This window comes from Streptomyces sp. CB02009 (assembly GCF_001905825.1).
Taxonomy (GTDB): Bacteria; Actinomycetota; Actinomycetes; order Streptomycetales; family Streptomycetaceae; genus Streptomyces.
In genome coordinates, this window is record NZ_LIVV01000004.1 from 560720 (window position 1) to 586934 (window position 26215).

The 26215-nt window shown below is 71.8% G+C and carries 28 protein-coding genes and 1 tRNA gene; 12 read left to right on the forward strand and 17 right to left on the reverse strand.

Annotated features, from left to right (window positions below; genetic code table 11):
• Positions 1-95 precede the first annotated feature (95 nt).
• Positions 96-839, forward strand: a complete 744-nt coding sequence (locus AMK27_RS18885) for a response regulator transcription factor (RefSeq protein WP_241847539.1) — start codon at positions 96-98, stop codon at positions 837-839.
• Here AMK27_RS18885 and AMK27_RS43735 read toward each other — a convergent pair.
• Positions 815-1129 (reverse strand): hypothetical protein, encoded by a 315-nt coding sequence (locus AMK27_RS43735; protein WP_241847553.1) that lies wholly within the window; start codon positions 1127-1129, stop codon positions 815-817. The two genes, AMK27_RS18885 and AMK27_RS43735, sit on opposite strands and share 25 nt — an antisense overlap.
• On the opposite strand from AMK27_RS43735, the gene AMK27_RS18890 reads away from it, so the two are divergent.
• The 5 genes from AMK27_RS18890 (at position 1029) to AMK27_RS18910 (ending at position 8581) form a co-directional block, all read left to right on the forward strand.
• Positions 1029-2513, forward strand: a complete 1485-nt coding sequence (locus AMK27_RS18890) for a sensor histidine kinase (protein ID WP_241847549.1) — start codon at positions 1029-1031, stop codon at positions 2511-2513. The two genes, AMK27_RS43735 and AMK27_RS18890, sit on opposite strands and share 101 nt — an antisense overlap.
• Positions 2514-2539: 26 nt before the next feature.
• Positions 2540-3823: a bifunctional glycosyltransferase family 2/GtrA family protein gene (locus tag AMK27_RS18895; protein WP_079188503.1), complete on the forward strand. Its 1284-nt coding sequence runs from the start codon at positions 2540-2542 to the stop codon at positions 3821-3823.
• Complete coding sequence (locus tag AMK27_RS18900) at positions 3820-6048, forward strand: ArnT family glycosyltransferase (RefSeq protein ID WP_107425612.1); 2229 nt, start codon at positions 3820-3822, stop codon at positions 6046-6048. The genes AMK27_RS18895 and AMK27_RS18900 overlap by 4 nt, the downstream gene beginning before the upstream one ends.
• Positions 6049-6128: 80 nt before the next feature.
• On the forward strand, positions 6129-7655 hold the full coding sequence (locus tag AMK27_RS18905) for an MFS transporter (protein ID WP_073909005.1): 1527 nt from the start codon (positions 6129-6131) through the stop codon (positions 7653-7655).
• A 35-nt stretch (positions 7656-7690) separates the two neighbouring features.
• Complete coding sequence (locus tag AMK27_RS18910) at positions 7691-8581, forward strand: TetR/AcrR family transcriptional regulator C-terminal domain-containing protein (protein WP_079188504.1); 891 nt, start codon at positions 7691-7693, stop codon at positions 8579-8581.
• An 82-nt stretch (positions 8582-8663) separates the two neighbouring features.
• Here AMK27_RS18910 and AMK27_RS18915 read toward each other — a convergent pair whose 3' ends face one another.
• Complete coding sequence (locus tag AMK27_RS18915; protein WP_073909009.1) at positions 8664-10295, reverse strand: MDR family MFS transporter; 1632 nt, start codon at positions 10293-10295, stop codon at positions 8664-8666.
• Between the two features lie 15 nt (positions 10296-10310).
• Complete coding sequence (locus AMK27_RS18920) at positions 10311-10778, reverse strand: MarR family winged helix-turn-helix transcriptional regulator (RefSeq protein ID WP_231073156.1); 468 nt, start codon at positions 10776-10778, stop codon at positions 10311-10313.
• A gap of 190 nt (positions 10779-10968) precedes the next feature.
• On the opposite strand from AMK27_RS18920, the gene AMK27_RS18925 reads away from it, so the two are divergent.
• Positions 10969-11199, forward strand: coding sequence for a hypothetical protein (locus AMK27_RS18925; RefSeq protein WP_073909013.1), 231 nt, complete (start codon positions 10969-10971; stop codon positions 11197-11199).
• Positions 11200-11332: 133 nt separating this feature from the next.
• Here AMK27_RS18925 and AMK27_RS18930 read toward each other — a convergent pair whose 3' ends face one another.
• The gene (locus tag AMK27_RS18930) at positions 11333-11998 is read right to left on the reverse strand and encodes a TetR family transcriptional regulator (protein ID WP_073909601.1); all 666 of its coding nucleotides are present in this window, start codon (positions 11996-11998) and stop codon (positions 11333-11335) included.
• Positions 11999-12147: 149 nt separating this feature from the next.
• Between AMK27_RS18930 and AMK27_RS18935 the strand changes: the two genes are divergently transcribed.
• On the forward strand, positions 12148-13086 hold the full coding sequence (locus AMK27_RS18935) for an oxidoreductase (protein ID WP_073909017.1): 939 nt from the start codon (positions 12148-12150) through the stop codon (positions 13084-13086).
• Here the strand turns inward: AMK27_RS18935 and AMK27_RS18940 are convergent.
• The 5 genes from AMK27_RS18940 to AMK27_RS43060 all read right to left on the reverse strand — a co-directional run bounded on the left by AMK27_RS18940 (position 13073) and on the right by AMK27_RS43060 (position 16668).
• A complete protein-coding gene (locus AMK27_RS18940; RefSeq protein WP_073909021.1) occupies positions 13073-13942 on the reverse strand; it encodes a hypothetical protein in 870 nt (289 codons plus the stop codon). The genes AMK27_RS18935 and AMK27_RS18940 overlap by 14 nt on opposite strands.
• 50 nt (positions 13943-13992) lie before the next feature.
• A complete protein-coding gene (locus AMK27_RS18945; RefSeq protein WP_073909024.1) occupies positions 13993-14898 on the reverse strand; it encodes an RNA polymerase sigma factor SigF in 906 nt (301 codons plus the stop codon).
• A gap of 235 nt (positions 14899-15133) precedes the next feature.
• Entirely contained in the window at positions 15134-15976 is an 843-nt protein-coding gene (locus AMK27_RS18950) for an RNA polymerase sigma factor SigF (RefSeq protein ID WP_073909605.1), read from the reverse strand.
• Between the two features lie 223 nt (positions 15977-16199).
• Complete coding sequence (locus tag AMK27_RS18955; RefSeq protein WP_073909028.1) at positions 16200-16493, reverse strand: Dabb family protein; 294 nt, start codon at positions 16491-16493, stop codon at positions 16200-16202.
• Between the two features lie 10 nt (positions 16494-16503).
• Entirely contained in the window at positions 16504-16668 is a 165-nt protein-coding gene (locus AMK27_RS43060; RefSeq protein WP_198955897.1) for a hypothetical protein, read from the reverse strand.
• 782 nt (positions 16669-17450) lie between these two features.
• Here AMK27_RS43060 and AMK27_RS18960 point away from each other — a divergent pair.
• Both AMK27_RS18960 and AMK27_RS18965 read left to right on the forward strand, forming a co-directional pair.
• On the forward strand, positions 17451-17672 hold the full coding sequence (locus AMK27_RS18960; protein ID WP_073909032.1) for a hypothetical protein: 222 nt from the start codon (positions 17451-17453) through the stop codon (positions 17670-17672).
• Positions 17673-17681: 9 nt separating this feature from the next.
• Positions 17682-18395, forward strand: a complete 714-nt coding sequence (locus AMK27_RS18965; RefSeq protein ID WP_073909035.1) for a GAP family protein — start codon at positions 17682-17684, stop codon at positions 18393-18395.
• Positions 18396-18484: 89 nt separating this feature from the next.
• On the opposite strand, the gene AMK27_RS18970 is transcribed toward AMK27_RS18965, so the two are convergent.
• From AMK27_RS18970 to AMK27_RS18985, 4 genes are all read right to left on the reverse strand, one after another.
• A tRNA-Ser gene (locus AMK27_RS18970) sits at positions 18485-18572 on the reverse strand.
• 55 nt (positions 18573-18627) lie between these two features.
• On the reverse strand, positions 18628-19056 hold the full coding sequence (gene tadA / locus AMK27_RS18975; protein ID WP_079188525.1) for a tRNA adenosine(34) deaminase TadA: 429 nt from the start codon (positions 19054-19056) through the stop codon (positions 18628-18630).
• Positions 19057-19130: 74 nt separating this feature from the next.
• Positions 19131-19664: a tRNA adenosine deaminase-associated protein gene (locus AMK27_RS18980; protein ID WP_073909609.1), complete on the reverse strand. Its 534-nt coding sequence runs from the start codon at positions 19662-19664 to the stop codon at positions 19131-19133.
• Positions 19665-20028: 364 nt separating this feature from the next.
• Positions 20029-20238, reverse strand: a complete 210-nt coding sequence (locus AMK27_RS18985; RefSeq protein WP_073909044.1) for a hypothetical protein — start codon at positions 20236-20238, stop codon at positions 20029-20031.
• Positions 20239-20331: 93 nt separating this feature from the next.
• On the opposite strand from AMK27_RS18985, the gene upp reads away from it, so the two are divergent.
• Positions 20332-20967, forward strand: a complete 636-nt coding sequence (upp, locus tag AMK27_RS18990) for a uracil phosphoribosyltransferase (protein WP_024756127.1) — start codon at positions 20332-20334, stop codon at positions 20965-20967.
• A 43-nt stretch (positions 20968-21010) separates the two neighbouring features.
• Here the strand turns inward: upp and AMK27_RS18995 are convergent, their stop codons facing one another.
• Both AMK27_RS18995 and AMK27_RS19000 read right to left on the reverse strand, forming a co-directional pair.
• A complete protein-coding gene (locus tag AMK27_RS18995) occupies positions 21011-21640 on the reverse strand; it encodes a LytR C-terminal domain-containing protein (RefSeq protein ID WP_073909049.1) in 630 nt (209 codons plus the stop codon).
• Positions 21641-21757: 117 nt separating this feature from the next.
• Positions 21758-22054, reverse strand: a complete 297-nt coding sequence (locus AMK27_RS19000; protein WP_015034993.1) for a type II toxin-antitoxin system VapB family antitoxin — start codon at positions 22052-22054, stop codon at positions 21758-21760.
• Positions 22055-22150: 96 nt separating this feature from the next.
• Between AMK27_RS19000 and AMK27_RS19005 the strand changes: the two genes are divergently transcribed.
• Positions 22151-23746: a helicase HerA-like domain-containing protein gene (locus tag AMK27_RS19005; RefSeq protein ID WP_073909052.1), complete on the forward strand. Its 1596-nt coding sequence runs from the start codon at positions 22151-22153 to the stop codon at positions 23744-23746.
• Between the two features lie 91 nt (positions 23747-23837).
• Here AMK27_RS19005 and AMK27_RS19010 read toward each other — a convergent pair whose 3' ends face one another.
• Together AMK27_RS19010 and AMK27_RS19015 are read right to left on the reverse strand one after the other, a co-directional pair.
• Positions 23838-25391: a M28 family metallopeptidase gene (locus AMK27_RS19010; RefSeq protein ID WP_073909056.1), complete on the reverse strand. Its 1554-nt coding sequence runs from the start codon at positions 25389-25391 to the stop codon at positions 23838-23840.
• 115 nt (positions 25392-25506) lie between these two features.
• Complete coding sequence (locus tag AMK27_RS19015; protein WP_073909061.1) at positions 25507-26157, reverse strand: HhH-GPD-type base excision DNA repair protein; 651 nt, start codon at positions 26155-26157, stop codon at positions 25507-25509.
• Positions 26158-26215: the final 58 nt, after the last annotated feature.

Below are 26215 nucleotides of genomic sequence, written 5' to 3' on the forward strand. Positions count from 1 at the left end.
CCTGAGGGCCAGTGCCAGGGCCTCCCGTCCCTTTCTCAGGGAATTCACAGGAAAGGGCAAGAGGCCTCTCAGCGGCGGCCGACAGTGTGGGTTCCATGACCGTCACCACACGCCGTCCCGGCACCCGCGCCGACCTGCTCCGTGCCGACGGAACCGCCGTCCGCGTCCTCGTCGTCGACGACGAGGCCTCGCTCGCCGAGCTGCTCTCGATGGCCCTGCGCTACGAGGGCTGGCAGGTGCGCAGTGCCGGGGACGGGGCCACCGCCCTGCGTTCCGCGCGGGAGTTCCGGCCCGACGTCGTCATCCTCGACATCATGCTGCCCGACGTCGACGGCCTGAGCCTGCTCGGCCGGATCCGGCGCGAACTGCCCGACGTGCCGGTGCTGTTCCTGACGGCGAAGGACGCCGTCGAGGACCGGATCGCCGGGCTCACGGCCGGCGGCGACGACTACGTCACCAAGCCGTTCAGCCTGGAGGAGGTGGTGGCCCGGCTGCGCGGGCTCATCCGCAGGTCGGGGGCGGCCCTCGCGCGCAGCGAGTCGCTGCTCGCCGTCGGGGACCTCACCCTGGACGAGGACAGCCACGAGGTCACCCGGGGCGGGGACTCCATCCACCTCACGGCGACCGAGTTCGAGCTGCTGCGCTATCTGATGCGCAATCCGCGGCGGGTGCTCAGCAAGGCGCAGATCCTCGACCGGGTCTGGTCGTACGACTTCGGCGGCCAGGCCAATGTCGTCGAGCTCTACATCTCGTACCTGCGGCGGAAGATCGACGCGGGGCGCGCCCCGATGATCCACACCCGGCGCGGGGCGGGCTACCTCATCAAGCCGGGGGAGTAGCGGCCCGTGGTGAGAGGTGCGGGGCAGCGGGACCGGCCGTCGCCGACCCGATCGTCGCGGAGCCGGCGGCCACAGACCCGGCCGACCCGGCCGACCCGGCCGTCCCGGACTCCGTCGTCGAGGACCTCGTCGTCCCGGATCCGGGGGCCGTGGTCGCTGCGGACCCGGCTCGTCGTCTCGGCTGTCGCGCTGATCGCGGTCGTCGCGGCCGTCATCGGCACGGTCACGACGATCGCGTTCCGCTCGTACCTGTACAACCAGGCCGACGACTCGCTCCGCAGCGTGTCCACACGTGCCGCCGGGCCGCCGGACCGCGTCGGCCTGCCCGACCCGGACGGGAAGAGGCAGGTCAGGCCGCCGCTCGGCTTCCTCAAGGACCCCGGCGCGCCGATAGGGACGCTCGGTGCGGTCCTGATCGACGGGGCGGTCTCCGAGGCCGGCTACTCGACGGAGGCGGCCGGGGCGACCGGCGCGGACCTGCCGCTGTTCCCGGTCGAGAGCCTCGACGCCGCCCAGCAGTCCGCGCTCTCCGCCGTCCCGCGGGACGGACGGCCGCACACCGTCGACCTCCCGGGCGGCCTGGGTTCCTACCGGGTCGAGTACGCGAAGGGCGGCCTCGGCACCTTCCTCATCGGCATCCCCCTCACCGAGGTCGAGGACGCCCTCTCCACCCTGATCCTCGTCGAACTCAGCGTCACCGGCGCCGGGCTCTTCGCCGCCTCGCTCGCCGGAACCGTGCTCGTCCGGGTGGCCCTGCGGCCGCTGCACCGGGTCGCCGTCACCGCCCGGCAGGTCGCCCGGCTTCCCCTGCACAGCGGTGAGGTGGCGCTCCACCAGCGGGTCCCCGACACGGAGGCCGATCCGCGGACCGAGGTCGGCCAGGTCGGGGCCGCCCTCAACCGGATGCTCGACCACGTCCACTCGGCGCTCGACGCACGCCAGCAGAGCGAGACCCGCGTCCGGCAGTTCGTCGCCGACGCCAGCCACGAACTGCGCACCCCGCTCGCCTCGATCCGGGGGTACGCGGAGCTGACCCGGCGCGGCCGCGAGGAGTGCGGGCCCGACACCCGGCACGCCCTCGGCCGTATCGAGTCCGAGGCGACCCGGATGACGGGCCTCGTCGAGGACCTGCTGCTGCTCGCCCGGCTGGACGCCGGCCGCCCCCTCGCGTACGAGCCCACCGACCTCGTCCCCCTGGTCGTGGACGCCGTGAGCGACGCCCGCGCCGCCGGGCCCGACCACCACTGGTCCCTCGAACTGCCCGAGGACGACGCCTGTCCCGTACGGGCGGACGGCGCCCGGATCCAGCAGGTCCTCGTCAACCTCCTCGCCAACGCGCGGACGCACACCCCGCCGGGCACCAAGGTCACCGCCCGGGTCGGTACGGAACCCGGCGCGGTGGTCGTCGGGATCGAGGACGACGGGCCCGGCATCCCGGCCGCGCTCCTGCCCTCCGTCTTCGAGCGGTTCGCCCGCGGCGACGCCTCCCGCTCCCGCAACGCCGGATCCACCGGCCTCGGGCTCGCCATCGTCCGGGCGGTCGTGGGCGCGCACGGGGGCGAGGTGGGCGTCGAGAGCGCCCCCGGCCGGACCGTCTTCACCGTCCGGCTGCCCGCCGCGTCCCCGGCCGGAGCCCACTCACAGGCAGGCCACAGGCTCATCACACAGCCGTGACAGCGCCCCCGGCGAAGGTCGGTGGCATGCGAACCCCAACGATCGCGGGGCCCACGTCCGGGGCCCTCCCCGCCCGGGAGCACCTGCCGGTGAACACCGCGGGACGGCCCGTCCTCGACGTGGTGATTCCCGTCTACAACGAGGAGAAGGACCTGGAGCCGTGCGTCCGCCGGCTCCACGAGCACCTCCTCCGGACCTTCCCGTACGGCTTCCGCATCACCGTCGCCGACAACGCCTCCACCGACACCACGCCCGAGGTCGCCGCCGGCCTCGCCGCGGAGGTGCCCGAGGTGCGCTCCGTACGACTGGAGCAGAAGGGCCGCGGCCGGGCGCTGCGGACGGTGTGGTCGGGCTCGGACGCGCCCGTCCTTGCCTATATGGACGTCGACCTGTCCACCGATCTGAACGCCCTGCTCCCGCTGGTCGCGCCGCTCATCTCCGGCCACTCCGACCTGGCGATCGGGTCCCGGCTCGCCCGCTCCTCGCGGGTGGTGCGCGGCCCGAAGCGGGAGTTCATCTCCCGCGCGTACAACCTGATCCTGCGGGGCTCGCTCGCCGCCCGGTTCTCCGACGCGCAGTGCGGGTTCAAGGCGATCCGGCGCGATGTCGCCGAGCGGCTGCTCCCGATGGTGGAGGACACCGGCTGGTTCTTCGACACCGAGTTGCTGGTCCTCGCCGAGCGGGCCGGGCTCCGCATCCACGAGGTGCCCGTCGACTGGGTCGACGACCCCGACTCGACCGTGCACATCGTGAGCACGGCCACCGACGACCTGAAGGGCGTCTGGCGGGTGGGCCGGGCGCTCGCGACCGGTTCGCTGCCGCTGGACCGGCTGGCCAGGCCCTTCGGGGACGACCCCCGGGACCGTGAACTCGCCGGGGTGCCGGGCGGACTCGCCCGGCAGCTGGTCGGCTTCTGCGTGGTCGGGGTCCTGTCGACGCTCTTCTACCTCGCCCTGTACTCGCTCTTCCGGCTCGGTGTGGGCCCGCAGATCGCCAACGCCGCCGCGCTCCTCGTCTCCGCCGTCGCCAACACGGCGGCCAACCGGCGGCTCACCTTCGGGGTACGGGGCCGGGACCGGGCCGTCCGCCACCAGGCGCAGGGGCTCGTGGTCTTCGCCATCGGCCTGGCCCTGACCAGCGGTTCGCTCGCCGCCCTCGGCGCGGCGACCGGCGATCCGGCGCACTCCACCGAACTCGCGGTGCTGGTCGTCGCCAACCTGGCCGCGACGGTCCTCCGCTTCCTCCTCTTCCGGCTCTGGGTCTTCCCCGAGCGGTCCGCCTCACGGAACGACCCAAGGAACGACCGATGACTTCGACCTCCCTGGCCGCGCCGGCCGGCGCCGCCCCCGCCGCGCCGCCCCGCAGCGGCCCGCTCGCCCGGCTGTGGCGCGGCCGCGCCGAGGACGCCCGCTGGGTCCGCCCCGCGTTCCTCGGCCTGCTCGCCGTGACCACCGCGCTCTACCTGTGGAACCTGAGCGCCTCCGGCTACGCCAACTCGTTCTACTCCGCGGCCGTCCAGGCGGGCGGCGAGAGCTGGAAGGCCTTCTTCTTCGGCTCGCTCGACGCGGCCAACGCCATCACCGTCGACAAGCCGCCGGCCGCCCTCTGGCCGATGGCCCTGTCCGTCCGTCTCTTCGGCCTCGGCTCCTGGCAGATCCTCGTGCCCGAGGTCCTCATGGGCGTGGCGACCGTCGCCGTGCTCTACGCGGCCGTACGGCGCAGGTTCGGCGCGGACGCCGGTCTGATCGCGGGCGCCGTCCTGGCGCTCACCCCCGTGGCGGCGCTCATGTTCCGCTTCAACAACCCGGACGCGCTGCTCGCCCTGCTCATGACGGTGGCCGTGTACTGCGTGCTGCGCGCGCTCGAGGAGGACCGGGGCGCGGCGAAGTGGCTGGTGTGGGCCGGGGTGGCCTTCGGGTTCGCGTTCCTCGCGAAGACCCTCCAGGCCTTCCTGATCCTGCCGCCGCTCGCCCTCGTCTACGGGGTGTGCGCGCCGGGCGGGATCGGGCGCCGGATCGGCCGTCTCGCGCTCGCGGGGCTCGCGATGCTGGTGTCGGCGGGCTGGTGGGTGGCCCTGGTCGAGCTGTGGCCGGCGTCCTCCCGCCCGTATGTCGGAGGCTCGCAGAACAACAGCTTCCTGGAGCTGACCTTCGGCTACAACGGCCTCGGCCGCATCAACGGCGACGAGACCGGCAGCGTCGGCGGCGGGGGCGGCGGCATGGGGGGTGGCCGTTGGGGTGAGACCGGCATCGTCCGGATGTTCAACGACTCCGTCGGCGGCCAGATCTCCTGGCTCCTGCCGGCCGCGCTGATCCTGCTCGTCGCGGGGCTCGTCGTCACCCGGCGGGCACCCAGGACGGACACGGCACGCGCGGCGTTCCTGGTGTGGGGCGGTTCGCTGCTGATCACGCTGGCGGTGTTCAGCTTCATGGCCGGCATCTTCCACGAGTACTACACGGTGGCCCTGGCCCCGTACCTCGCGGCGCTCGTGGGCATGGGCGCGGCCGTGCTCTGGGAGGAGCGGACCCGGCTGCTCGCCTCTGCGGCCCTCGCGGTGACGGTGGCGGTGACCGCATGGTGGGGCTGGACCCTGCTGGGGCGGACGCCGGACTGGCTGCCGTGGCTGCGCTGGACGGTCCTGGTCGCGGGCGCGGTGGCCGCGCTCGGGCTGCTGTGCGCGGGGCGGGTGGACCGGCGGCTCGGCCTCGGGGCCGCGGGCCTCGGTCTGGCGGCGGGACTCGCGGGTCCGTTCGCGTACACCCTGGCGACGGTGGACGCCGGACACCAGGGCTCGATCGTCACGGCGGGCCCGGCGGGCGGCGCGATGGGGGGCCGGGGTCCCGGCGGCGGTGGCATGCGGATGTTCGGGGGCGAGGGATTTCCCGGCGGCGGCCAGATGCCGGGCGGTCCCGGTGGTCAGGGCGGCCAGGGCGGCCAGATGCCTGGTGGCCCCGGTGGCCAGATGCCCGGCGGCCAGGGCGGGCAGTTGCCGGGTGGTCAGGTGCCCGGTGGTCAGGGCGTCCAGGGCGGCGGTCAGCTGCCGGACGGTCAGGGCGGGACCCAGGGCGGGCGGCCCGGCGGCACCCCGCCGCAGGGCATGGCCCGGGGCGAAGGCTTCGGTGGCGGTGGCGGCGGGATGGGCGGTCTGCTCAACGGTGCCAGCGTCGGTACGGAGGCGAAGAGCGCGCTCCTCAAGGACGCCGACGCCTACACCTGGGTAGCGGCCACGGTCGGCGCCCAGAACGCGGCCAGCTACCAGCTCGCCACCGAGAAGCCGGTCATGGCCATCGGCGGCTTCAACGGCAGCGACCCCTCCCCGACGCTCGCGCAGTTCCAGCAGTACGTCGCCGACGGGAAGATCCACTATTTCATCGGCGGCGGCGAGGGCGGCGGCACCGGCGAGGGCGGCGGGGGCCGGATGGGCGGGGGCGGTGGCCCCGGCGGCAACTCGGAGATCTCCACCTGGGTCGCCGAGAACTTCGAGAAGGTCACGGTCGGCAACGCCACCTTCTACGACCTGACCGCCGCCGAGTGAATAAGCGCTGTACAGCGTAAGAGAGACCCTTGTACGGTGTACGAGACCTAGTCCCGTACACCGTACAAGGAGTGCTGCCCATGACGGCGACGACCGCCGCGACCGAACCGACCGCCACCGGCGGTCACCCGCAGCGCTGGCTGATCCTCGGCGTCATCTGCCTCGCCCAGCTCACCGTGCTGCTCGACAACACCGTCCTCAGCGTCGCCATCCCGTCGCTGACCTCCGAACTCCACGCGACCACCACCGACATCCAGTGGATGATCAACGCGTACTCGCTCGTCCAGTCCGGCCTGCTGCTCAGCGCGGGCAACGCCGCCGACCGCTACGGACGCAAGAAGCTGCTCGCGATCGGACTCGCGCTCTTCGGCATCGGCTCGCTCGCCGCCGGGATCGCCGACTCCACCACGCAGCTGATTGCCGCCCGCGCGGGCATGGGCGTCGGCGGCGCGCTCCTCATGACCACCACCCTCGCCGTCGTCATGCAGATCTTCGACGACTCGGAGCGGGTGAAGGCCATCGCGCTCTGGTCCACCGTCGCCTCCCTCGGCTTCGCCGGCGGACCGCTGATCGGCGGCGTGATCCTCAACCACTTCTGGTGGGGAATGATCTTCCTGATCAACATCCCCGTCGCGGTCGTGGCCCTGGTCGCCGTCCTCAAGCTCGTACCGGAGTCCAAGAACCCGCAGGGCGAGCGCCCCGACCTGCTCGGCGCGCTGCTCTCCACCATCGGCATGACCGCCGTCGTGTACGCGATCATCAGCGGCCCCGAGCACGGCTGGGTCTCCGCCCAGGTGCTGGTCCCGGCCGCGATCGGGCTGCTCGGCCTCGGCGCGTTCGCGCTCTGGGAGCTGCACACCCCGTACCCGATGCTCGACATGCACTTCTTCCGGAACCAGAAGTTCATCGGCGCCATCGGCGGCTCGATCCTGGTCGTCTTCGGCATGGGCGGCTCGCTCTTCCTGCTCACCCAGCACCTGCAGTTCGTGCTCGGCTACGAGCCCCTGGAGGCCGGTCTGCGGATGGCGCCGCTCGCGCTGACGATCGTCGGCCTCAACCTGACCGGCATCGGCCCGAAGATCGTCATGAAGCTGGGCACCCCGCCCACCGTCGTCCTCGGCATGACCCTGGTCGCCGGGGGTCTGACCTCGATCTCGCTGCTCGGCGGCGGCACCGACGGCAGCTACGCGGGCATGCTCCTCGGCCTGGTCCTGATGGGCGGCGGCATCGCCGTCTCCTCCCCGGCGATGGCCAACGCGATCATGAGCTCGATCCCGCCGGAGAAGGCGGGCGTGGGCGCGGGGATCAACGGCACCCTCGCCGAGTTCGGCAACGGCCTCGGTGTCGCCGTCCTCGGCGCCGTCCTCAACGCGCGCTTCGCCGCGCTCGTCGCCGTCACCGCGACCTCCCTCCCGGCGGCCCTCGCGGCAGCCGGCGGCGAGGCCGAGCGGCGGGAGATCGCGGACGCCTTCGCCTCCGGCCTCCAGACCAGCCAGCTGGTCGGCGCGATCGCCGTCTTCGCGGGCGGTCTGGTGGCGGCGGCCCTGCTCCGGCGGGCCGAACGGACGGAGAAGGCCCTGACGCCCGAGCGGCCGATCGCTGCCTAGCATGGTCACGGAGAACTGACAGACGGAGGAACGCGATGGTCAAGGCAGCCGACCGGGCCAAGAACCCGGCGCGTTCCAGCGTCTGGCTGGAGACCCGGACCCCGCGCGGCGGCGGCGGTCCGGCCGGTCTCGACCGGGAGCGGATCGTCGCCGCCGCGATCCGGATGCTCGACGAGGAGGGCCTGGCCAAGCTGTCGATGCGCAAGCTGGCGGCCGAGCTGAACGTCACCGCGATGTCCCTGTACTGGTACGTGGACACCAAGGACGACATCATCGAGTTCGCCATGGACAGCGTGTACGGCGAGGTCGACCTCGGGGCGGTCGAAGCCGCCGACGGCTGGCGGGACATGATCAGGGTGCTCGCCCTGGAGTACCGCCGGATGCTGGTGCGCCACCCGTGGATGTCCCCGAGTGCCGGGCAGTACCTGAACATCGGCCCGCACGCGATCGCGGTCGGCGCAAAGATCCACGAGGCGATCGGCGGCACCGGTCTGCCGATGGACCGCCAGCCCAGCGCGATGTCGGCGGTCTTCCAGTTCGTCTACGGCTACGGGACGATCGAGTCCCAGTTCGGGCGGCGTGCGGCGGAGGCCGGGATGTCGGAGGACGACTTCTACACGGAGTCGATCAGGGCCTTCCGCGACGAACCGGGCTTCACGGACGCCCTCGAACCCATCACGGAGCTCCTCGACGAGCGGGCCTCGCACGGCAGCGTCACCCAGATCTGGGACCGCGACTTCGCCTACGCGCTGGACGTCCTGGTCGCCGGTATCGAGACGATGGTTTCCCGTGAAACCGAGGCCGGCGGGACCAAGACCGGCGGGACCGGGGCGGGCGGGACCGAGGCAGATGGCCCCGGCGCCGATGCACCACAGGCCGGCGGGGCCGGTGCCGGCGGGGCGGACGCCCCCCGAACCGGAACATGACGGAGCGGCGGGCCGTCCCCTGCCCGCCGCTCCGTACCGGACCCGGCCGCGCCTCCGCTCGAAGCGCGGCCGGGAGTCTTTTCTAGGCCTCCGCCGCGGCCTCCGCGGCCACCGGCTTCTCGTCGGCCTTCGCCGAGCCGCTCTTCAGGGCGACTTCCTTGATGAAGAGCGTCACCACGAAGGCCAGCAGCGCGAACGGCGCCGAGTAGAGGAAGACGTCGCCGACGCCGTGTCCGTACGCGCTCTCCATGACCGTGCGGATCGGGGCAGGCAGCTTGTCCATGTCGGGGATGCCGCCGCCCGTGCCGCCCTGGCCCATGGCCGCCGCGGCCTTCGGGCCGAGCTCGGTCAGGCCCTCCTTGACGTAGTCCGTGACCCGGTGGGCCATGACCGCGCCGAGCGCCGAGACACCGATCGCACCGCCCAGGGAGCGGAAGAAGGTGACGACGGAGGAGGCGGCGCCGAGGTCGGCGGGGGCCACCTGGTTCTGGGTGCAGAGCACCAGGTTCTGCATCATCATGCCGAGGCCGAGGCCGAGGACCGCCATGAACAGCGCGATGTGCCAGTACTGCGTGTCGTAGCGGATCGTGCCGAGCAGGCCGAGACCGCCCGCGGCGAGGGCGCCGCCGCTGACCAGCCACGCCTTCCACCGGCCGGTCTTGGTGATGATCAGACCCGAGACGGTGGAGGAGACGAACAGGCCCGCGATCATCGGGATGGTGAGGACGCCGGACATCGTCGGCGACTCGTTCCGCGCCAGCTGGAAGTACTGGCTGAAGAAGACCGTGCCGGCGAACATCGCGACACCCACGAAGAGCGAGGCGAGCGAGGCGAGGGTGATCGTGCGGTTGCGGAAGAGGCGGAGCGGGATGATCGGCTCGCTCGCCTTCGACTCGACGAGCAGGAAGATCCCGCCGAGCGCGACCGCGCCGAGCACCATCACGGCCGTCTGCCAGGACATCCAGTCGTACTTGTCGCCCGCGAAGGTGACCCAGATGAGGAGCAGGGAGACCGCGGCGCTGATGAAGAAGGCGCCGGCCCAGTCGACCTTGACCTTGCGCTTCACGACGGGGAGCTTGAGGGTCTTCTGCAGGACGACCAGCGCGATGATCGCGAAGGGCACGCCCACGTAGAAGCACCAGCGCCAGCCGAGCCAGTCGGTGTCGGTGATGACACCGCCGAGCAGCGGGCCGCCGACGGTGGCGACGGCGAAGGTCGCGCCGAGGTAGCCGCTGTACCGGCCGCGCTCACGCGGGGCGATCATCGCGGCCAGGATGATCTGGGAGAGGGCGGTCAGACCGCCGACGCCGATGCCCTGCACGACACGGCAGGCGATGAGCATGCCGGTGCTCTGCGAGAGACCGGCGACGACCGAGCCCGCCACGTAGATGATCAGGGCTATCTGGACGAGCAGCTTCTTGGAGAAGAGGTCCGCGAGCTTGCCCCAGAGCGGGGTGGTCGCGGTCATCGAGAGGAGTGCGGCGGTGACCACCCAGGTGTAGGCGGACTGGCCGCCGCCCAGGTCGGTGATGATCTGGGGGAGGGCGTTGGAGACGATCGTCGAGGACAGGATGGCGACGAACATGCCGAGCAGCAGCCCGGACAGCGCCTCCATGATCTGCTTGTGCGTCATCGGGGCGCCGCCGGAGGCGGTGCCCCCCTGCTTGGCGCTCGCGCCGCTCACACCGGTCTCTGGTGTGGTGGTCGTAGCCATCAAGTTCCTTCGTTCTCAAGCGTGGTGGGCCCGGCAGTCCCCGAAGGAATCGCGGAGGCGGGCGAGCAGGGTGGTGAGCAGTTCGACGTCGTCGTCGGACCACTCCGCGAGGGTGCGGGCGAGCATGCCGGTCAGCCGTCGGTCGAGGACGGCGAGCATGTCTTCGCCCGCCCGGGTCAGGTGCAGGATCCGGGAGCGCCGGTCGGCGGGATCGGGCAGGCGCTCGACCCAGCCGCGGTCCACGGTGTGGGCCACGTGGCGGCTGCTGACCGACATGTCGACGGCCATCAGCTCGGCCACCCGGCCCATCCGCATGTCGCCGTGGTGGTTGAGCAGGGCGAGGACGATGGCCGATCCGCCGGGGCACTCGGCGGGCAGGACCCGCGCGAGTCCGCGCTTCACCGCTCCGATGGCGCTCACCTGGCGGGCGAGGTTCTCGTAGCGATTGCTCCGGTCCGTCGGGCTGTCCATCGAGTCGTCCATCAGGCACTCCACAGATGTTGTTGCTTAGGGCAACCATAGAGATGGATGGTTGCTCCAGGCAAACTAAATCGGTCAAACGGCGCTAAAGAATAGGCAAAGGTGGAGCGGAGGTGTGGGTCGCGGACGGTTCCGCAGTGGTGGGGGTACGGGGCTTGGGCCCCTCACCCGTACTTCGCTAGGGTCCTGACCCATGGCACACAACCCCCAAGCACCGTACGGCCAGGGCCAGGGCCCCGAGGGCTCCTACGACCCCGCCGGCAACACCCAGATGTTCCGCGCCTTCGTCGACGAGGGCGCCCCGCAGCAGCGGCAGCCGCAGGTCGCGGCGGCGTCGGGCGGTCCGAAGGTCGGTCTGATCGTCGGCGTGGTCGCGGTGATCGTCGTCCTGGCGGCCGTCGCCTGGCTGGCCCTCGGTCGCTGACCGCCCCGTCCTTCACCGAGCCCCCGGGTGGGCCGGATCCGCGCCACGCGGACCCGGCCCACCTTTCCTTTGCCCCGGCGCGGCTCCCCGGCCCAGCCCCTGATCCGGCGTGGCCCCCAACCCGACCCCTCTCTTACGGGGTCTCCCGCCGGGCGACGGAGTCCAGCGCGGGCGCGAGCAGCGCGAAGGCCTCGGTGATCAGGGCGCCGGGATCCGCCGAGCTCCCCGGTTCCTCGCCCTCGCTCCACCGGTGCAGTACGGCGTCGAAGGCGGCGAGCGCCGTCCCCGCGGCCAGTCGCGGGGAGAGGTCGGTCCGGGGGTCGCGGCCCAGCCGGGCCGCCAGCTCCTCCGTCAGGTCCTCCCGCCACCGGGCCTGGTGCTCCAGGAACCGGGCGAGGAGGGCGGGGGTGCGCAGGATCAGCCGCACCACCGGCAGGGCCCGCTCGGCGTGGGCGTCGCAGATCGTCAGGGGTACGGAGACGGCGTGCAGCAGTGCCTCGGAGGGGCGCTCCCCGGTGGGCCGGGCGGCGAGGTCCGCGCGCATGTCGGCGCCCATGTCGGCCAGGAACTGGACGACCACGTCCTCCTTGGACGCGAAGTAGCGGAAGAAGGTCCGCTTGGAGACCCCGGCGGCGGTCGCGATCTCGTCGACGGTGACGGCGTCGAAGCCCTTGAGGGCGAGCAGTTGGAGGGCCGCCTCGGTGAGCTCGGTCGCGACGAGCTGGCGCTTGCGCTGAGCCAGGCTGACGGAGGCCGGAGCTGGAGCCGTGACGAGGCCGGGGGTGGCGGCTGGAGACAGGGCGGGGCCGGGGCCGGTACCGGGGGCGACTTCGGGGCGGATGCTCACGCTCGGCATCGTAACGCGGTGCCCTCGACGGCACCAAGGGGCTTCAATGGCGCGTGAGCGCATGCTTGACACTCGGTGACACAAGCGGCAGCCTGTGCCGCATGACCAGGAAGCAGCGCTGGACCGCCGACCGGATACCGGACCAGACCGGGCGGCTCTTCGTCGTCACCGGGGCCAACAGCGGCCTCGGCCTCGCCACCACCCGCGAGCTCGCCCGCCGGGGCGGACACGTGATCCTCGCCGTACGGGACGAGGAGAAGGGCCGCCGCGCCGTCGACGCGCTCGTCGCAGCCGGGACCGCGCCGGGCCTGCTCGCCGTACGGCCGCTCGACCTCGCCGACCTCGGCTCGGTGCGCGCCTTCGCCGGCCGGCTGCGCGAGGAGCACCCCCGGCTGGACGTCCTCGTCAACAACGCGGGGGTGATGGCGCCGCCGCGCACGCTGAGCCCCCAGGGCCACGAGGTCCAGTTCGCCGTCAACCACCTCGGCCACTTCGCGCTCACCGGGCTGCTGCTCGACCTGCTCGCCGCCGGACGCGAGCCCCGGGTGGTCACGGTCAGCTCCCTCAACCACCGCCAGGGCCGCCTCCGCCTCGACGACCTCACCGGTGAACGCGGCTACGCGCCCATGGCCTTCTACAACCAGTCGAAGTTCGCCAACGCCGTCTTCGGACAGGAACTGCACCGGCGGCTGAGCGCGGCCGGCAGCCCGGTCCTGAGCGTCCTCGCCCACCCCGGCTACACGGCGACCCGGCTCCAGACCCGGGACACCTCCGGTCTCCTGAAGCTGCTCCTCGGCCGCATCGGCAACCCGCTGCTCGCCCAGCGCCCCGAGCGGGGCGCGCTGCCGCAGCTGTACGCGGCGACCGGACCGGGCCTGGAGGGCGGCGAGTTCATCGGGCCCGACGGCCCGGGCGAGCTGCGCGGCGCGCCCATCCGGGTGCGTCCCTCGGGCCCGTCCGCCGACCCCGGCACGGGGCGCGCGCTGTGGGAGCTCTCGGAGCGCCTGACCGAGGTGAGCTTCCCCGTCACCGCCAGGTAGCGGAGACCTTCCGGGTGTCGATCCGCATCCCGAGCGGCACCCGCCAGGAGTCCACGCACACGGTGTACGTCTCCGTCCGCGCCGTGCCCGCGGCGATCGGCGCGGGCAGCGGCTGGGAGGACGTGAGCGTCGCCCAGTCGACGCCCAGGGCTCCGATGACGTGGGTGGCGAAGGTGACCGTGCCCGAACGGGCCGCCGTCCCCCCGCTGTTCCGGAAGGTGACCGTCACCTTCTCGCACCAGCGCCGGTCGCCGTCGGCGAGGACGGGCGCGGAGACGGTGACCAGGGCGGGCCCGGGGGCGGGCGTCGGCGTGGGTGCCGTGGTCGTGGGGGGCGCCGGGGCGGTGGTCCCGGGCGCGGGCTTGGGGGGCGGGGCGGAGGGCGTACGGGGAGGGGTGCCGGCGCCGGGGTGCGCGGACGTCCCGCCGGAGCCGGAGCCGGAGCCCGAGCCCGTGTCCGAGCCGGAGCCCGTGCCCGAGCCGCCCGGTGCGGTCGTGCCCGGCCCCGTACTCGATCCCGTGCCCGGCCCCGTACCCGATCCGGTGTCGGAGGATCCGGGGCTGCCCGGGGGGCTCGTGGCGCCGTCCGCCGGCGGCATGGCCGACCCGCCCTGCTCCGTGCCCGGGGCCGTGCCCGGTTCCGGCGACGGGGACGACGTGCTGGACGTGTCCCCGCTCGACGTGGGGCCGTCCAGGGGTATCAGGGTGACCGCGCCCGAGGGGGCGCCCGCCGCTCCCGGGGAGGGGCCCGCGCCGACCGCCGCGTACCCCTCGCCGTCTCCTCCGCCGCCACAGGCGGTCAGCGCCCCGCCGAGGCAGAGCGCCACCGCCACGAGTCCGGGCTTCCTTCGCCTCATGACCGCCAGTCTGTCTGACGATCCGTCAACAAACGAGCCCTTCGCGGAACTCAGTCCGCGATGAGGCCGTCCCGCAGCTGGGCCAGGGTGCGGGTGAGCAGCCGCGAGACGTGCATCTGGGAGATGCCGACCTCCTCGCCGATCTGCGACTGGGTCATGTTGGCGAAGAAGCGCAGCATGATGATCTGCCGCTCCCGGGGCGGGAGTTTGGCGAGCAGCGGCTTGAGCGACTCGCGGTACTCGACGCCTTCGAGCGCGGTGTCCTCGTAGCCGAGGCGGTCGGCGAGGGAGCCCTCGCCGCCGTCGTCCTCGGGCGAGGGGGAGTCGAGCGAGGAGGCGGTGTACGCGTTGCCCACGGCGAGGCCGTCGACGACGTCCTCCTCCGAAACCCCGAGCACGGCGGCGAGTTCGGGCACGGTGGGGGAGCGGTCGAGCTTCTGCGCGAGCTCGTCGCTGGCCTTGGTGAGGGCGAGGCGCAGCTCCTGGAGCCGGCGCGGGACGCGGACCGACCAGGAGGTGTCGCGGAAGAAGCGCTTGATCTCACCGACGACCGTCGGCATCGCGAACGTCGGGAACTCCACGCCGCGTTCGCAGTCGAAGCGGTCGATCGCCTTGATCAGGCCGATGGTGCCGACCTGGACGATGTCCTCCATCGGCTCGTTGCGGGAGCGGAAGCGGGCCGCCGCGTACCGCACGAGGGGGAGGTTGAGCTCGATGAGGGTGTCGCGGACGTAGGTCCGTTCCGGGCTGTCCGCGGCGGCACCCTCGGTGTCCAGGGCGCGCAGCCTCAGGAAGAGGGAGCGCGAGAGGGTGCGGGTGTCGAGGGCTCCCGACGTGACGGCCATCGGCGGAGGCGTGACCTCGGCGCTGTCGGTCGCGGTCGGCGCCGTCGTCTGCGTGGGCACGGGAACGGGCGTGAGCGTGAGCACCTTCGAGCTGCCCAGTTCTGTGGACATGCCACCCCCTTGAGGTCGCGGACGGTCGCGGTGGCCGCGACCATCTGAGGAACGCAGCCACCACCTGAATACCGGCGGCGGGGCTGCGGCAAACTCGGTTCCAGCAGAATGTCACATGTCGGCAACACGCTGTAGTGACTTGTCGACAAGCCGAGGGCGCATATCCGCAGGAAACAAGGGGTGTACGGCATTTGGGGCGCCGCAGAACTGCTCCGAACCGGTCTACCCGATTCAGCTACGCCTCGATTCTGTTTGCGGATCTCAAACGCGCGAAGCTGCGGGCGAGGAGCCTTGACACATGCATCTGGGAGACGCCGAGTTCCTGGCTGATCTGTGACTGCGTCAGATTGCTGTAGTAGCGCAGCATCAGGATCCGCTGCTCGCGCTCGGGCAGTTGGACGAGCAGGTGCCGGACGAGGTCGCGGTGCTCGACGCCGGCCAGCGCGGGGTCCTCGTAGCCGAGCCGGTCGAGCAGTCCGGGCAGTCCGTCGCCCTCCTGCGCGGCCTCCAGGGAGGTCGCGTGGTACGAGCGCCCGGCCTCGATGCAGGCGAGCACCTCGTCCTCGCCGATCCGCAGCCGCTCGGCGATCTCGGCGGTCGTGGGGGAGCGGCCGTGGGCGGTCGTGAGGTCCTCGGTGGCGCCGTTCACCTGGACCCAGAGCTCGTGCAGGCGGCGGGGCACGTGCACGGTGCGGACGTTGTCCCGGAAGTACCGCTTGATCTCGCCGACGACGGTCGGCATGGCGAACGTCGGGAACTGGACACCGCGGTCGGGGTCGAAGCGGTCGATGGCGTTGATGAGGCCGATGGTGCCGACCTGGACGACGTCCTCCATCGGCTCGTTGCGGGAGCGGAAGCGGGCCGCCGCGTACCGCACGAGCGGCAGGTTGGCCTCGATGAGCGCCCCGCGCACCCGGTGGTGCTCGGGAGTGCCCGGTTCCAGGTTCTTGAGCTGCCCGAAGAGCACCTGGGTGAGGGCGCGGGTGTCGGCGCCGCGGGTGCTCTGCGGGCGCGGGCGCGGGGACTCCGCGCCCGCCTCGTGCTGGGGCGGGACCTGAGGCGCTGTACTGGCCGGCACGTTCACGCCACCCCTTTGTCTGGTCTTGCTGGTCGACTGGGTCAACTACGGTCAACTCATCCGTCAAAAGCGGTCATAGCATCACAAGACATGTCCACTGTGTGCAAGCACCGCATACTGACGTGTTGAGGGCATAGTGGCGGAAAAAGGGGAGGTCACGCGTGGAATCACCCACGAAAAAGCCCCCCACCTCGAAGGCGGGGGGCTCGGCGGCGTCCGTGGACTAGAACGCGTAGTCCGCGATCACCCAGGTGGCGAACTCGCGCCACTGGCCGACACCCGCCTGGTGCGCGGGGTGGTCCAGGTAGCGCTGGAGCGCGTCAGTGTCCTCGACGGCCGAGTTGATGGCGAAGTCGTACGCGATCGGCCGGTCCGTGATGTTCCAGTCGCACTCCCAGAAGCGCAGCTCCGGGATCTGGTCGCCGAGGGCGCGGAACGCCTCCACACCGGCGACGACGCGCGGCTCGTCGCGTGCGACACCGTCGTTGAGCTTGAAGAGGACCAGATGGCGGATCACGGAAGGGCTCCTAGTTGATGAGTTCGGTCATGAACTCGCCGACACCCTGGGCGGCGCTGGAAATGCCCTCGAACCCTACCTGTACGAGATCGGCGGCCCGGGAAGGGGACGTGATGATCGTGTACAGCACAAAGACCGCGACCGCGTAGAGCGCGATCTTCTTCGCCTGCGCCATGGCCGGCCCTCCCCTGTTGCCCCGCCTGTTCCCCTGCCGTACGACCGCGCCACTCTAACCGAGGCTTTATGGACCAAGGGCCCGGTGATCGAGGCCTTTCGCCGCCCCCCGGACGGGTGACGGCGGAGCAGGATGGAGGGCGAGCCCGGAGGATCTGGCAGGAATCGGAAGGGCTCCTGGAACCGGCCCGCACTGCGGGGTCCGCGCCGCGAGCTTCCCCCTGACTGCGGCGCGGGCTTGGAGGACCGGTTCCCATCGGGGGGAGCGGCTTGTCCCCCCGATGCCGCTCCCCCCGTCCCAGCTTCCCGGGTGAATTCCCCGAGGACTTCTCGGCCGGGGCGTTCTCCCGGTATCACGGTGAATGCGGTACGGACCGCTGCCGAAGACGATTTCCGTGGAAAGGTGGACGGCCGTGGGCCGTTCCGGGCCGTGCGCGGCCTTCGCGGAATTCACCGGGGGATATCGGGGACGACGTCGGAGCCCCGTGCGGCAGCCGCTCGGGATCGGGTCGGTTCCGGGCCGGACTCCCCGGTGATCCGCAGTCACGCCGCCCCGCCCGCACACGCCCCCCGGCTCCCGGCCGCGGGGCGGCTCGGCGGCCGTACGGGTCAAGGGCCTCGGCGACGCGCCGGAGGCGGCGATCCCGCCCGGCCCGTCGGTTTTCGGCCTGGACTTCGCTCTTCGGCCAACGGCTCGGGACCGGGCACACCATATGACGTACGGTGAAGACGAGTTGGCGGTTTCTTTACCGAGTGCGGGCATGCCCCGGGGGGATCACAGGTATGAAGCGGATTTTCGGCATCGCGGCGATCATCGCGGGCGGAGTGCTCGCCCTGTTCTTCCCGGATCTCGAATTCGGCTGGTTCAGGGGCCGGCCGCTGGGAATCGTCCTCGTCGTCATCGGAGGCATCGAACTCCTGGAGAGCGCGCGGGGCCGCAAGCCGGAGGTGGACCGGGAGGTGGACCGGGAGGCGCGGAAGCACCGCGGCCACCCCGACCTCTGAGCCCGGCCGGTGGGTGACGCCCTGGGCCAGGTCCTGCCCCTCGCCCTGCTCGACACCCTCGGCGTGTCCACGATCGCCGTCCCCGTCTGGTTCCTGCTCATGCCGTCGGGACTGCGGTTCGACCGCGTCTTCGGCTATCTCGCCCTCGTCCCGCTGGGCTACCTCCTGATCGGCCTGGTGCTCCTGAGCACGCTGGCGGCGGTACGCGAGGACCTGGGGAGCGCACTGGACTCACGGGCAGGGGACACCGCCACGGGCGTGGCGGGCGGCGCCCTGCTCCTGTTCGCCGCCTGGTACGGCCTGCTGCGCCGGGAGAGGCCCGGCTCAGGCCGGCTCGCCCTCCGACGGGAACAGACCGTGGGCAGGTCCTCCACGGTGAAGGGCCTGGTCGGCTTCGCCGCCCTGGCCGTCGTCCTCGAAGCGGCGACGATGTTCCCCTACGTGGCGGCCGTCGGGAGCCTGGCCGACTCGGCGCTGCCGTGGCCGTCCCGGGCCGCCGTCCTGGCGGTCCACTGCCTGGTGATGGTCGCCCCGGCCGTGCTCCTCACCCTGGCCCGGCTGGCCTCGGAGCGCGCGGTCCACCGACCGCTGCGGAGGATCGACGACTGGCTCAGGGACAACGCCCGGGAGAACACGGCCTGGCTCATCGCCCTCGCGGGCTTCGTGCTGCTGTCGCACAGCACCGCCTACGACCGGATCACCGGCCTGCTCTCCTCCGGCTGACGGAGGGCCAAGACTCCGTCCCTGCCCACCGGCAGGCAGCAAAAGAAGAACCCCTCCGGTCCGTTTCCACGGACCGGAGGGGTTCTTGCTGGCGGTAGCGGAGGGATTTGAACCCTCGGTGAGTTTCCCCACACTCGCTTTCGAGGCGAGCTCCTTCGGCCGCTCGGACACGCTACCGAGAGAGAGCTTAGCCGAAACTCGCGCTGCGATGAAATCCGTATCCCGTGGCAGGTCAGCGGGCGCGGAAGAAGGCCGTCAGCTGCGCCGCGCACTCCTCGCCGAGCACGCCCTGGATCACCTCGGGCCGGTGGTTGAGCCGGCGGTCCCGCACGAGGTCCCAGAGCGAACCCGCCGCACCCGCCTTCTCGTCCGGCGCGCCGAACACCACCCGCTCGACCCGCGACTGGACGAGTGCCCCCGCGCACATCACGCACGGCTCCAGGGTCACGACCAGCGTGCAGCCCGTCAGCCGCCACTCCCCGGTCGCCGCGGCCGCCCGGCGCAGGGCGAGCACCTCGGCGTGCGCGGTGGGGTCGCCGGTCGCCTCCCGCTCGTTGTGCCCGCGGGCGAGCACGGCACCGCCGGGGCCGAGCAGGACCGCGCCGACCGGTACGTCACCGGCCGGCACGGCCGCGTCGGCCTCGGCGAGGGCGAGCCGCATGGCGTCCCGCCAGGGGTCCCGAACGGGGTCGGGCGCGGGGTCCGGCACGGGGCCGACGGGTACAGCGCGTGCCACTAGCGGACGGCCTCCAGGACCTCGGCGGCCCCCAGCGCGTCCGCGATCTCCGCGAGCGCGTCGCTGTCGAGCGCCATCAGGTCCGCCGGCGGCATGCCGAGGTCGGCCAGGATCAGCCGGTCGCCGACCGGAGCGGCCGGCACGGCCTCGGCCGCGACGCTCGTCTCCTCGTCGTCGTCCGTGTCGCCGTCGAGCGGCTCCCCGTCCTCCGTACCGTCCAGGTCCAGCGATTCGAGCTCGTCGACGATGTCGTCCAGGTCGTCGCCGAGGATCTCCCGGGTGAGGATCTCCCCGTACGAGGAACGGGCGGCGGCGGCGCCGTCCGAGACGTAGACGCGAGGGTCTTCCTCACCCTCGATCCGTACGATCCCGAACCACGCGTCCTCCTGCTCGATGAAGACGATCACCGTGTCGTCGTCCGAGGCCTCGCGGGCGAGCTCGGTCAGATCCGACAGGGTCTCCACGTCGTCGAGCTCCGTGTCGCTCGCTTCCCACCCGTCTTCGGTGCGCGCGAGCAGTGCGGCGAAGTACACCTGACTCTCTCCCACTGATCAGAGGTGTGACGATCCGGCGGCGCTCTCCTGACGCCCCGCCCAATCGGCATCGTGACAGATACGGCGCCCACAGGAGAGGTCTTCGGCTCTTGCGTCGTGCATCAGTCTGAACGACCCCGCGATCGGGCGGGCGTGCGACCCCGGCGCACACAGGGGGCGCACAGGGGGACGGAACAGGGGCGCGGCCGGGGACGGAGCGGGCAGGAGGCCGCCCCGGCCCCAGGAGGCACGGGAGGGGCCGGGAGGAACTCCTGGCGACCTCCGGCTACCCGCGGCGGGTGCTTGCGACCGCCGACGACCTCCGGCTACCCGCGGCGGGTCCTGGCGACCTCCGGCGGTCTCCTCACCAGCGGAACGTGCGCATGCGCATCTGCTGGCGCATCCGTGCCGCACGCGCGCGGCGCGGCTGGACGCGCTCGCGCAGCGCCTTCGCCTCGCCGAGTTCCCGCAGGAACTGGGCGCGGCGCCTTCGGCGCTCCGCGTCGGTCTCCGGTACCGGTGTCCGGGCCGCCCCCTCGGCGGCGCCGTCGGCCGGTTCTTCCAGGTCGGGCATCGGCCACTCCACCCCATCGCTGGGTCCCCGTGCCACCCACCTTCCCCCAGTGGCGTGGGTCGATGCCAGTGCGGGGCGGGCTACTGTTGAGTCATGCGTCTCCACGTCGTCGATCACCCGCTGGTCGCCCACAAGCTCACCACGCTGCGCGACAAGCGCACGGATTCCGCGACCTTCCGTCGGCTCGCCGACGAGCTGGTCACCCTGCTCGCCTACGAGGCCACCAGGGACGTCCGGACCGAGCAGGTCGACATCGAGACCCCCGTCACGCCCACGACCGGCGTCAAGCTGTCGTACCCGCGTCCGCTGGTGGTCCCGATCCTGCGCGCCGGGCTCGGCATGCTCGACGGCATGGTCCGGCTGCTCCCGACCGCCGAGGTCGGCTTCCTGGGCATGATCCGCAACGAGGAGACGCTGGAGGCGTCGACCTACGCCACGCGGATGCCGGAGGACCTCTCGGGCCGCCAGGTGTACGTCCTCGACCCGATGCTGGCGACCGGCGGCACGCTCGTCGCGGCCATCCGGGAGCTCATCAAGCGCGGCGCCGACGACGTGACCGCGGTCGTGCTCCTCGCCGCCCCCGAGGGCGTCGAGATCATGGAGCGCGAGCTGGCGGGCACCCCCGTCACCGTCGTGACGGCCTCGGTCGACGAGCGTCTCAACGAGAACGGCTACATCGTTCCGGGCCTGGGCGACGCGGGCGACCGCATGTACGGCTCCGCCGAATAGGGAGCTGCCGGCTTCGCCGAATGGGAAGCCGCCGGCTCCTACCTCAGCACTTTCCGGTCGGTACGGGCGCGGGCTTGGTCAAGGCGACCAAGGCCGCGTCCGCCGTCGTTTTCGGGGCCAGGTTCTTGAAGGCGGTCCCAATGATGAGGTCCACGTCCGCCGTGCCCCGGGTGTCGGTCTTCGTCGTGGCGCCCGCGAGCTGGGTGCCGAGGACCGGGAAGGCGCCCTTGGTGGCGGTGGTGGCGCCGAGGAGCAGACCGGCGCCGGGGACCTTCTTGTCGTAGGCGGCGGGTGCGTTGCCCACCTTGCCGATCTTGAAGCCGCGCTTCTTGAGTTCGTCCGCGGTCGTCTTGGCGAGCCCGCTGCGCGGGGTCGCGTTGTAGACGTTGACCGTGATCTGGGCGGGCTTGGGGAGGACGGCCGCGGGGGCGGTCGTCGCACGGGCGACGGGTTTGCAGTCGGCCTGTTTCCCGGCGGTCGCCCTGGTGCCCTCGTCGCCGGAGAAGACGTCGACGAGCTGGAGCGTGCCCCAGCCGGCCGCGCCGAGCACGACCACGGCGGCGGCGGACGCGAGGATGATCCTGCGCCGGCGGTGGGGGCGGCGCATGCGCGGGTAGACGTCCCCCGTGATGCGGTACTTTCCGCCCATTCCGGGGGGAGTGAGCATGCTCATGAACGCAGCGTAATGCCGCCCGTCGGCGATGCCTACTTGATGATCATGTGATCGCGTCCGGATGGGGGCGAACTGACCCCGAAAGGGTCAGTGCGTGCGGGGCCGGTCGGCTCCGGCTCAGTCCATTTCCAGGACGCGGGCGTGCAGCACCTGGCGCTGCTGGAGCGCCGCGCGGACGGCGCGGTGCAGTCCGTCCTCGAGGTAGAGATCGCCCTGCCACTTCACGACGTGCGCGAAGAGGTCGCCGTAGAACGTGGAGTCCTCGGCGAGCAGCGTCTCCAGGTCCAGCTGGCCCTTGGTGGTGACCAGCTGATCGAGGCGGACCGGGCGCGGGGCGACGTCCGCCCACTGCCGGGTGCTTTCCCGGCCGTGGTCGGGATACGGCTTTCCGTTTCCGATGCGCTTGAAGATCACACGGAAAGCCTACCGGGCGAGCGGCTCCCGGCGCAGCCATGCACGGGCAGTGGGATGCTGGTGCGAACCATGACAAACCGGAATTGGGGTGCCGTGATGAGCGTGAGCGAGCAGCCACCGGCCGCGCCGGGCGGCCCTGCCGCCGAGATCGCCGCCGGGTACGCCTTCGAGGGCGCGGCACTCGATCTGGGGGCACTGCTGTGGGACGGCGTGTGTCACCCGGACGCGCCGATCCGCATCCCGCTGCCCGTGCTCAACCGGCACGGACTGGTCGCCGGGGCGACGGGCACCGGCAAGACGAAGACGCTCCAGCTGATCGCCGAGCAGCTCTCGGCGAACGGCGTGCCGGTCTTCCTCGCCGACATCAAGGGCGACGTCTCCGGCGTCTCCGCCCCCGGCGAGGACGGCGAGAAGGTCCGGGAGCGGGCCGCCCAGGTCGGCCAGGAGTGGCGGGCGACGGGCTTCCCCTGCGAGTTCTACGGGCTCGGCGGGACCGGCCCCGGCATCCCGGTGCGCGCCACCGTGACCAGCTTCGGCCCCGTACTGCTGTCGAAGGTGCTCCAGCTGAACCAGACGCAGGAGCAGTCGCTCGGCCTGATCTTCCACTACGCCGACTCCAAGGGCCTGGAGCTGGTGGACCTCAAGGACCTCCGGGCGGTGGTGGCGTTCTTGGTGTCGGACACCGGGAAGGCCGAACTCAAGGGGATCGGCGGGCTGTCCACGGTGACGGCGGGGGTGATCCTGCGGTCGATCACGGCCTTCGAGCAGCAGGGCGCGGGCGGCTTCTTCGGGGAGCCGGAGTTCGACACGGGCGAGTTGCTGCGGACGGCGGCGGACGGGCGCGGGATCGTCTCGGTCCTGGAGCTGCCGTCGGTGCAGGACAAGCCGCAGCTCTTCTCGACGTTCCTGATGTGGATGCTGGCGGATCTCTTCGACGACCTGCCGGAGGTCGGCGATCTGGAGAAGCCGAAGCTGGTGTTCTTCTTCGACGAGGCGCATCTGCTCTTCAAGGGCGCGTCGAAGGCGTTCCTGGAGTCGATCACCCAGACCGTGCGGCTGATCCGCTCGAAGGGCGTCGGCGTGTTCTTCGTGACGCAGACGCCGAAGGACGTGCCGTCGGACGTGCTCGCGCAGCTCGGCAACCGGGTGCAGCACGCGCTGCGCGCCTTCACGCCGGACGACGCGAAGGCCCTGAAGGCGACGGTACGGACGTTCCCGAACTCGCCGTACGACCTGGAGGAGGTCCTCACGGGCCTCGGCACGGGCGAGGCGGTGATCACCGTACTGAGCGAGAAGGGCGCGCCGACCCCGGTGGCGGCGACCCGGCTGCGGGCGCCGGAGTCGCTGATGGGCCCGGTCGACGCGGCCGCCCTGGACGCGGCGGTGAAGGGCTCGCCGCTCTACGGGCGGTACGCGGAGGCGGTGGACCGCGAGTCGGCGTACGAGAAGCTGACGGCCGAGCAGCGGGCGGCGGAGGCGGCGGCGCTCGACGCGGCGGCCGCCGAGGAGGCGGAGAAGGCGGCGAAGCAGGCCGGGAGGCAGACGGGAGGGAGGGCTCCGAAGCCGGAGCCCTCCCTCACCGAACAGGTGGTGGGCAGTGGGATCTTCACGTCCCTCGCGCGGTCGATCGGCACCCAGCTGGGCCGGGAGATCAGCCGCTCGCTCTTCGGCACCGCCCGCCGGAGGAGGTAGGCAGGGACCGCCCGCCGTAGGAGGCGGCTGGGTCCGCCCGGCCGCCTCCTCGGTGGCCTCGGGAGGCGGCGGGGTCCGGCCCCGGCTCCTCCTACTCGGTGACCTCGTGGTGGTCGTCGTGCAGGCCGCCGCCGCTGCCCGTGCCGCCCGTGGTCGGGGTGGAGACGACCGGCTTGCGCAGCGAGGAGATGTCGTGGGCGTAGGTGCCCACGGCGTTGGCGATGACCTTGATGTTGGCGTCGAAGGCCTTCATGTTGACGTTCTTCAGGTCGTCGCCCTTGGCGTGGTAGTTCACGTCGTACGCGACACCCGCCGTGCCGCCGAACTTGGTGGCCTGGGCGGCGGTCTTGATGCCCTCGGCGCCGGTGAAGGTGCCGCCGGAGGGGATGCCGACCTTGATGAACGGGCCGTAGTCGGAGCGGCCCGAGAAGTCAGTGCCCTCGTGCGGGAGGCCGCGCGAGGTCATGAAGTCGGTGATGTCGCGCTCCAGCTGGGCGGAGCCCGCGGGGCCGGCGCCCTCGCCGACGTTGTCCGAGTTGTCGCCGTCGTAGACGAACAGGCCGTAGTTCGGCGAGGCGATCATGTCGAAGTTGAGGTAGAGCTTGATCTCGCTCTTGTCGAGCGCGGTCAGGTTCTTGACGTAGTGGTCGGAGCCGAGGAGGCCGTTCTCCTCCGCGGACCACCAGGCGAAGCGGACCTTGTTGCGGACCTTCTCCTTCGACTTGGCGAGCTCCAGGGCGGTCTGGAGGAGGCCGGCGGAGCCGGAGCCGTTGTCGTTGATGCCGGGGCCCGCGGTGACGGAGTCGAGGTGCGAGCCGAGCATCACGGTGTTCGCCGCGTTGCCGCCCTTGGTCTCCGCGATCACGTTGTTGGTGATGCGCTTCTCCTGGAGCTGGCGGATCTCGAAGGAGAGCTTGACCGCGCCCTTGGCGAGGTCGGCGGCGAGCTTCTCGCCCTCGGCCAGGCTGATGCCGCCGGTCGGGATCTTGCCCGCGGCCGGCTCGCCGAGGGTGCCGGAGAGGATGCCCTCGGCGTTGTTGTAGATGATCGCGCCGGCGGCGCCGGCCGCGGCGGCCTGCTCCTGCTTGATGGCGAAGGAGCAGCCACCGCGCTTGATGAGCGCGACCTTGCCGGTGAAGGTGCCGGAGGCGTAGTCGCCCGGCTCACATCCGGTGGTGCCGTCGGCGTCGACGGGCACGGCGACGAGGTCGGCCTTGATGCCGCCGACCGGGGTGGACTTGGTGTACGTCATGGCCCGGATGTCGAGGGCGCGCGGCGCGGGCGACTCGACGGAGACCTTCTCGGCCAGCGTCTGGGTGTAGATGAAGTCGAACTGCTCGTACGAGACGTCGTAGCCGGCCTTCTTGAGCTGCGTGTAGACGTACGCGGCGGAGGCGTCGTGGCCGAGCGTGCCGGCCGCGCGGTGACCGCCGGCCGAGTCGGCTATCGCCTGGAACTTCTGCAGGTGCTTGTAGGCGTCCTGGGCAGTGGTTTCGCGGACCAGCTTCTTCGCCAGCCTGGCGGCATCGCGGGCGGGTGCGGCCGTGGGGTCCTTCACCGCGGTGGCGGGGGAGGCGAGGACCAGCGGGGTGGCGAGGGCGGCGGCGGCCAGAACGGCCGCGGCCCGGCGCTGGGTTGCGTTCACAGAAGTCCTTCCCGTTACGGACGAGGTTGAGGGGAAGTTAGCGATCGGCAGGGCATCCTGTGAACACCTTCTCCACAATTCCTGTCACATAGAGCAGGATTGAAATCTGGAATTCTCAATTCCCATCGCTTTTGGGCTCCTTGGCGGCTTTCGCCGCTTTCGCCGCCGCCTTCATCTCCTGCTTGTGGGCCCGCACCTTCACCAGCGACTCCGGCCCCGTGATGTCCGCGGCCGAGCGGTACGAACCCTGCTCGCCGTACGCCCCCGCCGCCTCCCGCCAGCCCGTCGGCCGCACCCCGTACTGCTTGCCGAGCAGGGCCAGGAAGATCTGCGCCTTCTGCTTGCCGAAGCCCGGCAGCGCCTGGAGCCGCCCGAGCAGCTCCTTCCCGGTCGCCACGTCCGCCCAGACGGCCTCCGCGTCACCGCCGTACTCCTCGACGAGGAACGCGCACAGTTGCTGTACGCGCTGGGCCATCGACCCGGGGTAGCGGTGCACGGCCGGCTTCTCCGAGAGCAGCGCGGCGAACTCCTCCGGGTCCCGGGCCGCGATCTCGTGCGCGTCGAGATCGTCCGCCCCGAGCCGCTGGGCGATGGTGTACGGCCCGGAGAACGCCCACTCCATCGGCACCTGCTGGTCGAGCAGCATGCCGACGAGCGCGGCCAGCGGCGAACGGCCGAGCAGCGCGTCGGCCTCCGCCTGCTGCGCGAGATGGATCTCGGGGTGCTTCGGGTGCGGGGCGGCGGAGCTCTGCGACACGGGACTCATGGATCGATCATCCCGCCCGGCCGTGGTGATCGCCCGGTGGACTCACCCTTCCGCCTGC

Bases quoted from the DNA above. Each gene is read 5' to 3' on its own strand.
- AMK27_RS18905 (WP_073909005.1), top strand. From the start codon at position 6,129: ATGACGGCGACGACCGCCGCGACCGAACCGACCGCCACCGGCGGTCAC.
- upp (WP_024756127.1), top strand. From the start codon at position 20,332: ATGCGTCTCCACGTCGTCGATCACCCGCTGGTCGCCCACAAGCTCACC.
- AMK27_RS18995 (WP_073909049.1), bottom strand. From the start codon at position 21,640: ATGAGCATGCTCACTCCCCCCGGAATGGGCGGAAAGTACCGCATCACG.
- AMK27_RS18940 (WP_073909021.1), bottom strand. From the start codon at position 13,942: ATGAGGCGAAGGAAGCCCGGACTCGTGGCGGTGGCGCTCTGCCTCGGC.
- AMK27_RS18895 (WP_079188503.1), top strand. From the start codon at position 2,540: ATGCGAACCCCAACGATCGCGGGGCCCACGTCCGGGGCCCTCCCCGCC.
- AMK27_RS43060 (WP_198955897.1), bottom strand. From the start codon at position 16,668: ATGGCGCAGGCGAAGAAGATCGCGCTCTACGCGGTCGCGGTCTTTGTG.
- AMK27_RS18935 (WP_073909017.1), top strand. From the start codon at position 12,148: ATGACCAGGAAGCAGCGCTGGACCGCCGACCGGATACCGGACCAGACC.
- AMK27_RS18900 (WP_107425612.1), top strand. From the start codon at position 3,820: ATGACTTCGACCTCCCTGGCCGCGCCGGCCGGCGCCGCCCCCGCCGCG.
- AMK27_RS18945 (WP_073909024.1), bottom strand. From the start codon at position 14,898: ATGTCCACAGAACTGGGCAGCTCGAAGGTGCTCACGCTCACGCCCGTT.
- tadA (WP_079188525.1), bottom strand. From the start codon at position 19,056: ATGCGGCTCGCCCTCGCCGAGGCCGACGCGGCCGTGCCGGCCGGTGAC.
- AMK27_RS19015 (WP_073909061.1), bottom strand. From the start codon at position 26,157: ATGAGTCCCGTGTCGCAGAGCTCCGCCGCCCCGCACCCGAAGCACCCC.
- AMK27_RS18960 (WP_073909032.1), top strand. From the start codon at position 17,451: ATGAAGCGGATTTTCGGCATCGCGGCGATCATCGCGGGCGGAGTGCTC.
- AMK27_RS18885 (WP_241847539.1), top strand. From the start codon at position 96: ATGACCGTCACCACACGCCGTCCCGGCACCCGCGCCGACCTGCTCCGT.
- AMK27_RS18910 (WP_079188504.1), top strand. From the start codon at position 7,691: ATGGTCAAGGCAGCCGACCGGGCCAAGAACCCGGCGCGTTCCAGCGTC.
- AMK27_RS18985 (WP_073909044.1), bottom strand. From the start codon at position 20,238: ATGCCCGACCTGGAAGAACCGGCCGACGGCGCCGCCGAGGGGGCGGCC.
- AMK27_RS18915 (WP_073909009.1), bottom strand. From the start codon at position 10,295: ATGGCTACGACCACCACACCAGAGACCGGTGTGAGCGGCGCGAGCGCC.
- AMK27_RS19005 (WP_073909052.1), top strand. From the start codon at position 22,151: ATGAGCGTGAGCGAGCAGCCACCGGCCGCGCCGGGCGGCCCTGCCGCC.
- AMK27_RS18920 (WP_231073156.1), bottom strand. From the start codon at position 10,778: ATGGACGACTCGATGGACAGCCCGACGGACCGGAGCAATCGCTACGAG.
- AMK27_RS18925 (WP_073909013.1), top strand. From the start codon at position 10,969: ATGGCACACAACCCCCAAGCACCGTACGGCCAGGGCCAGGGCCCCGAG.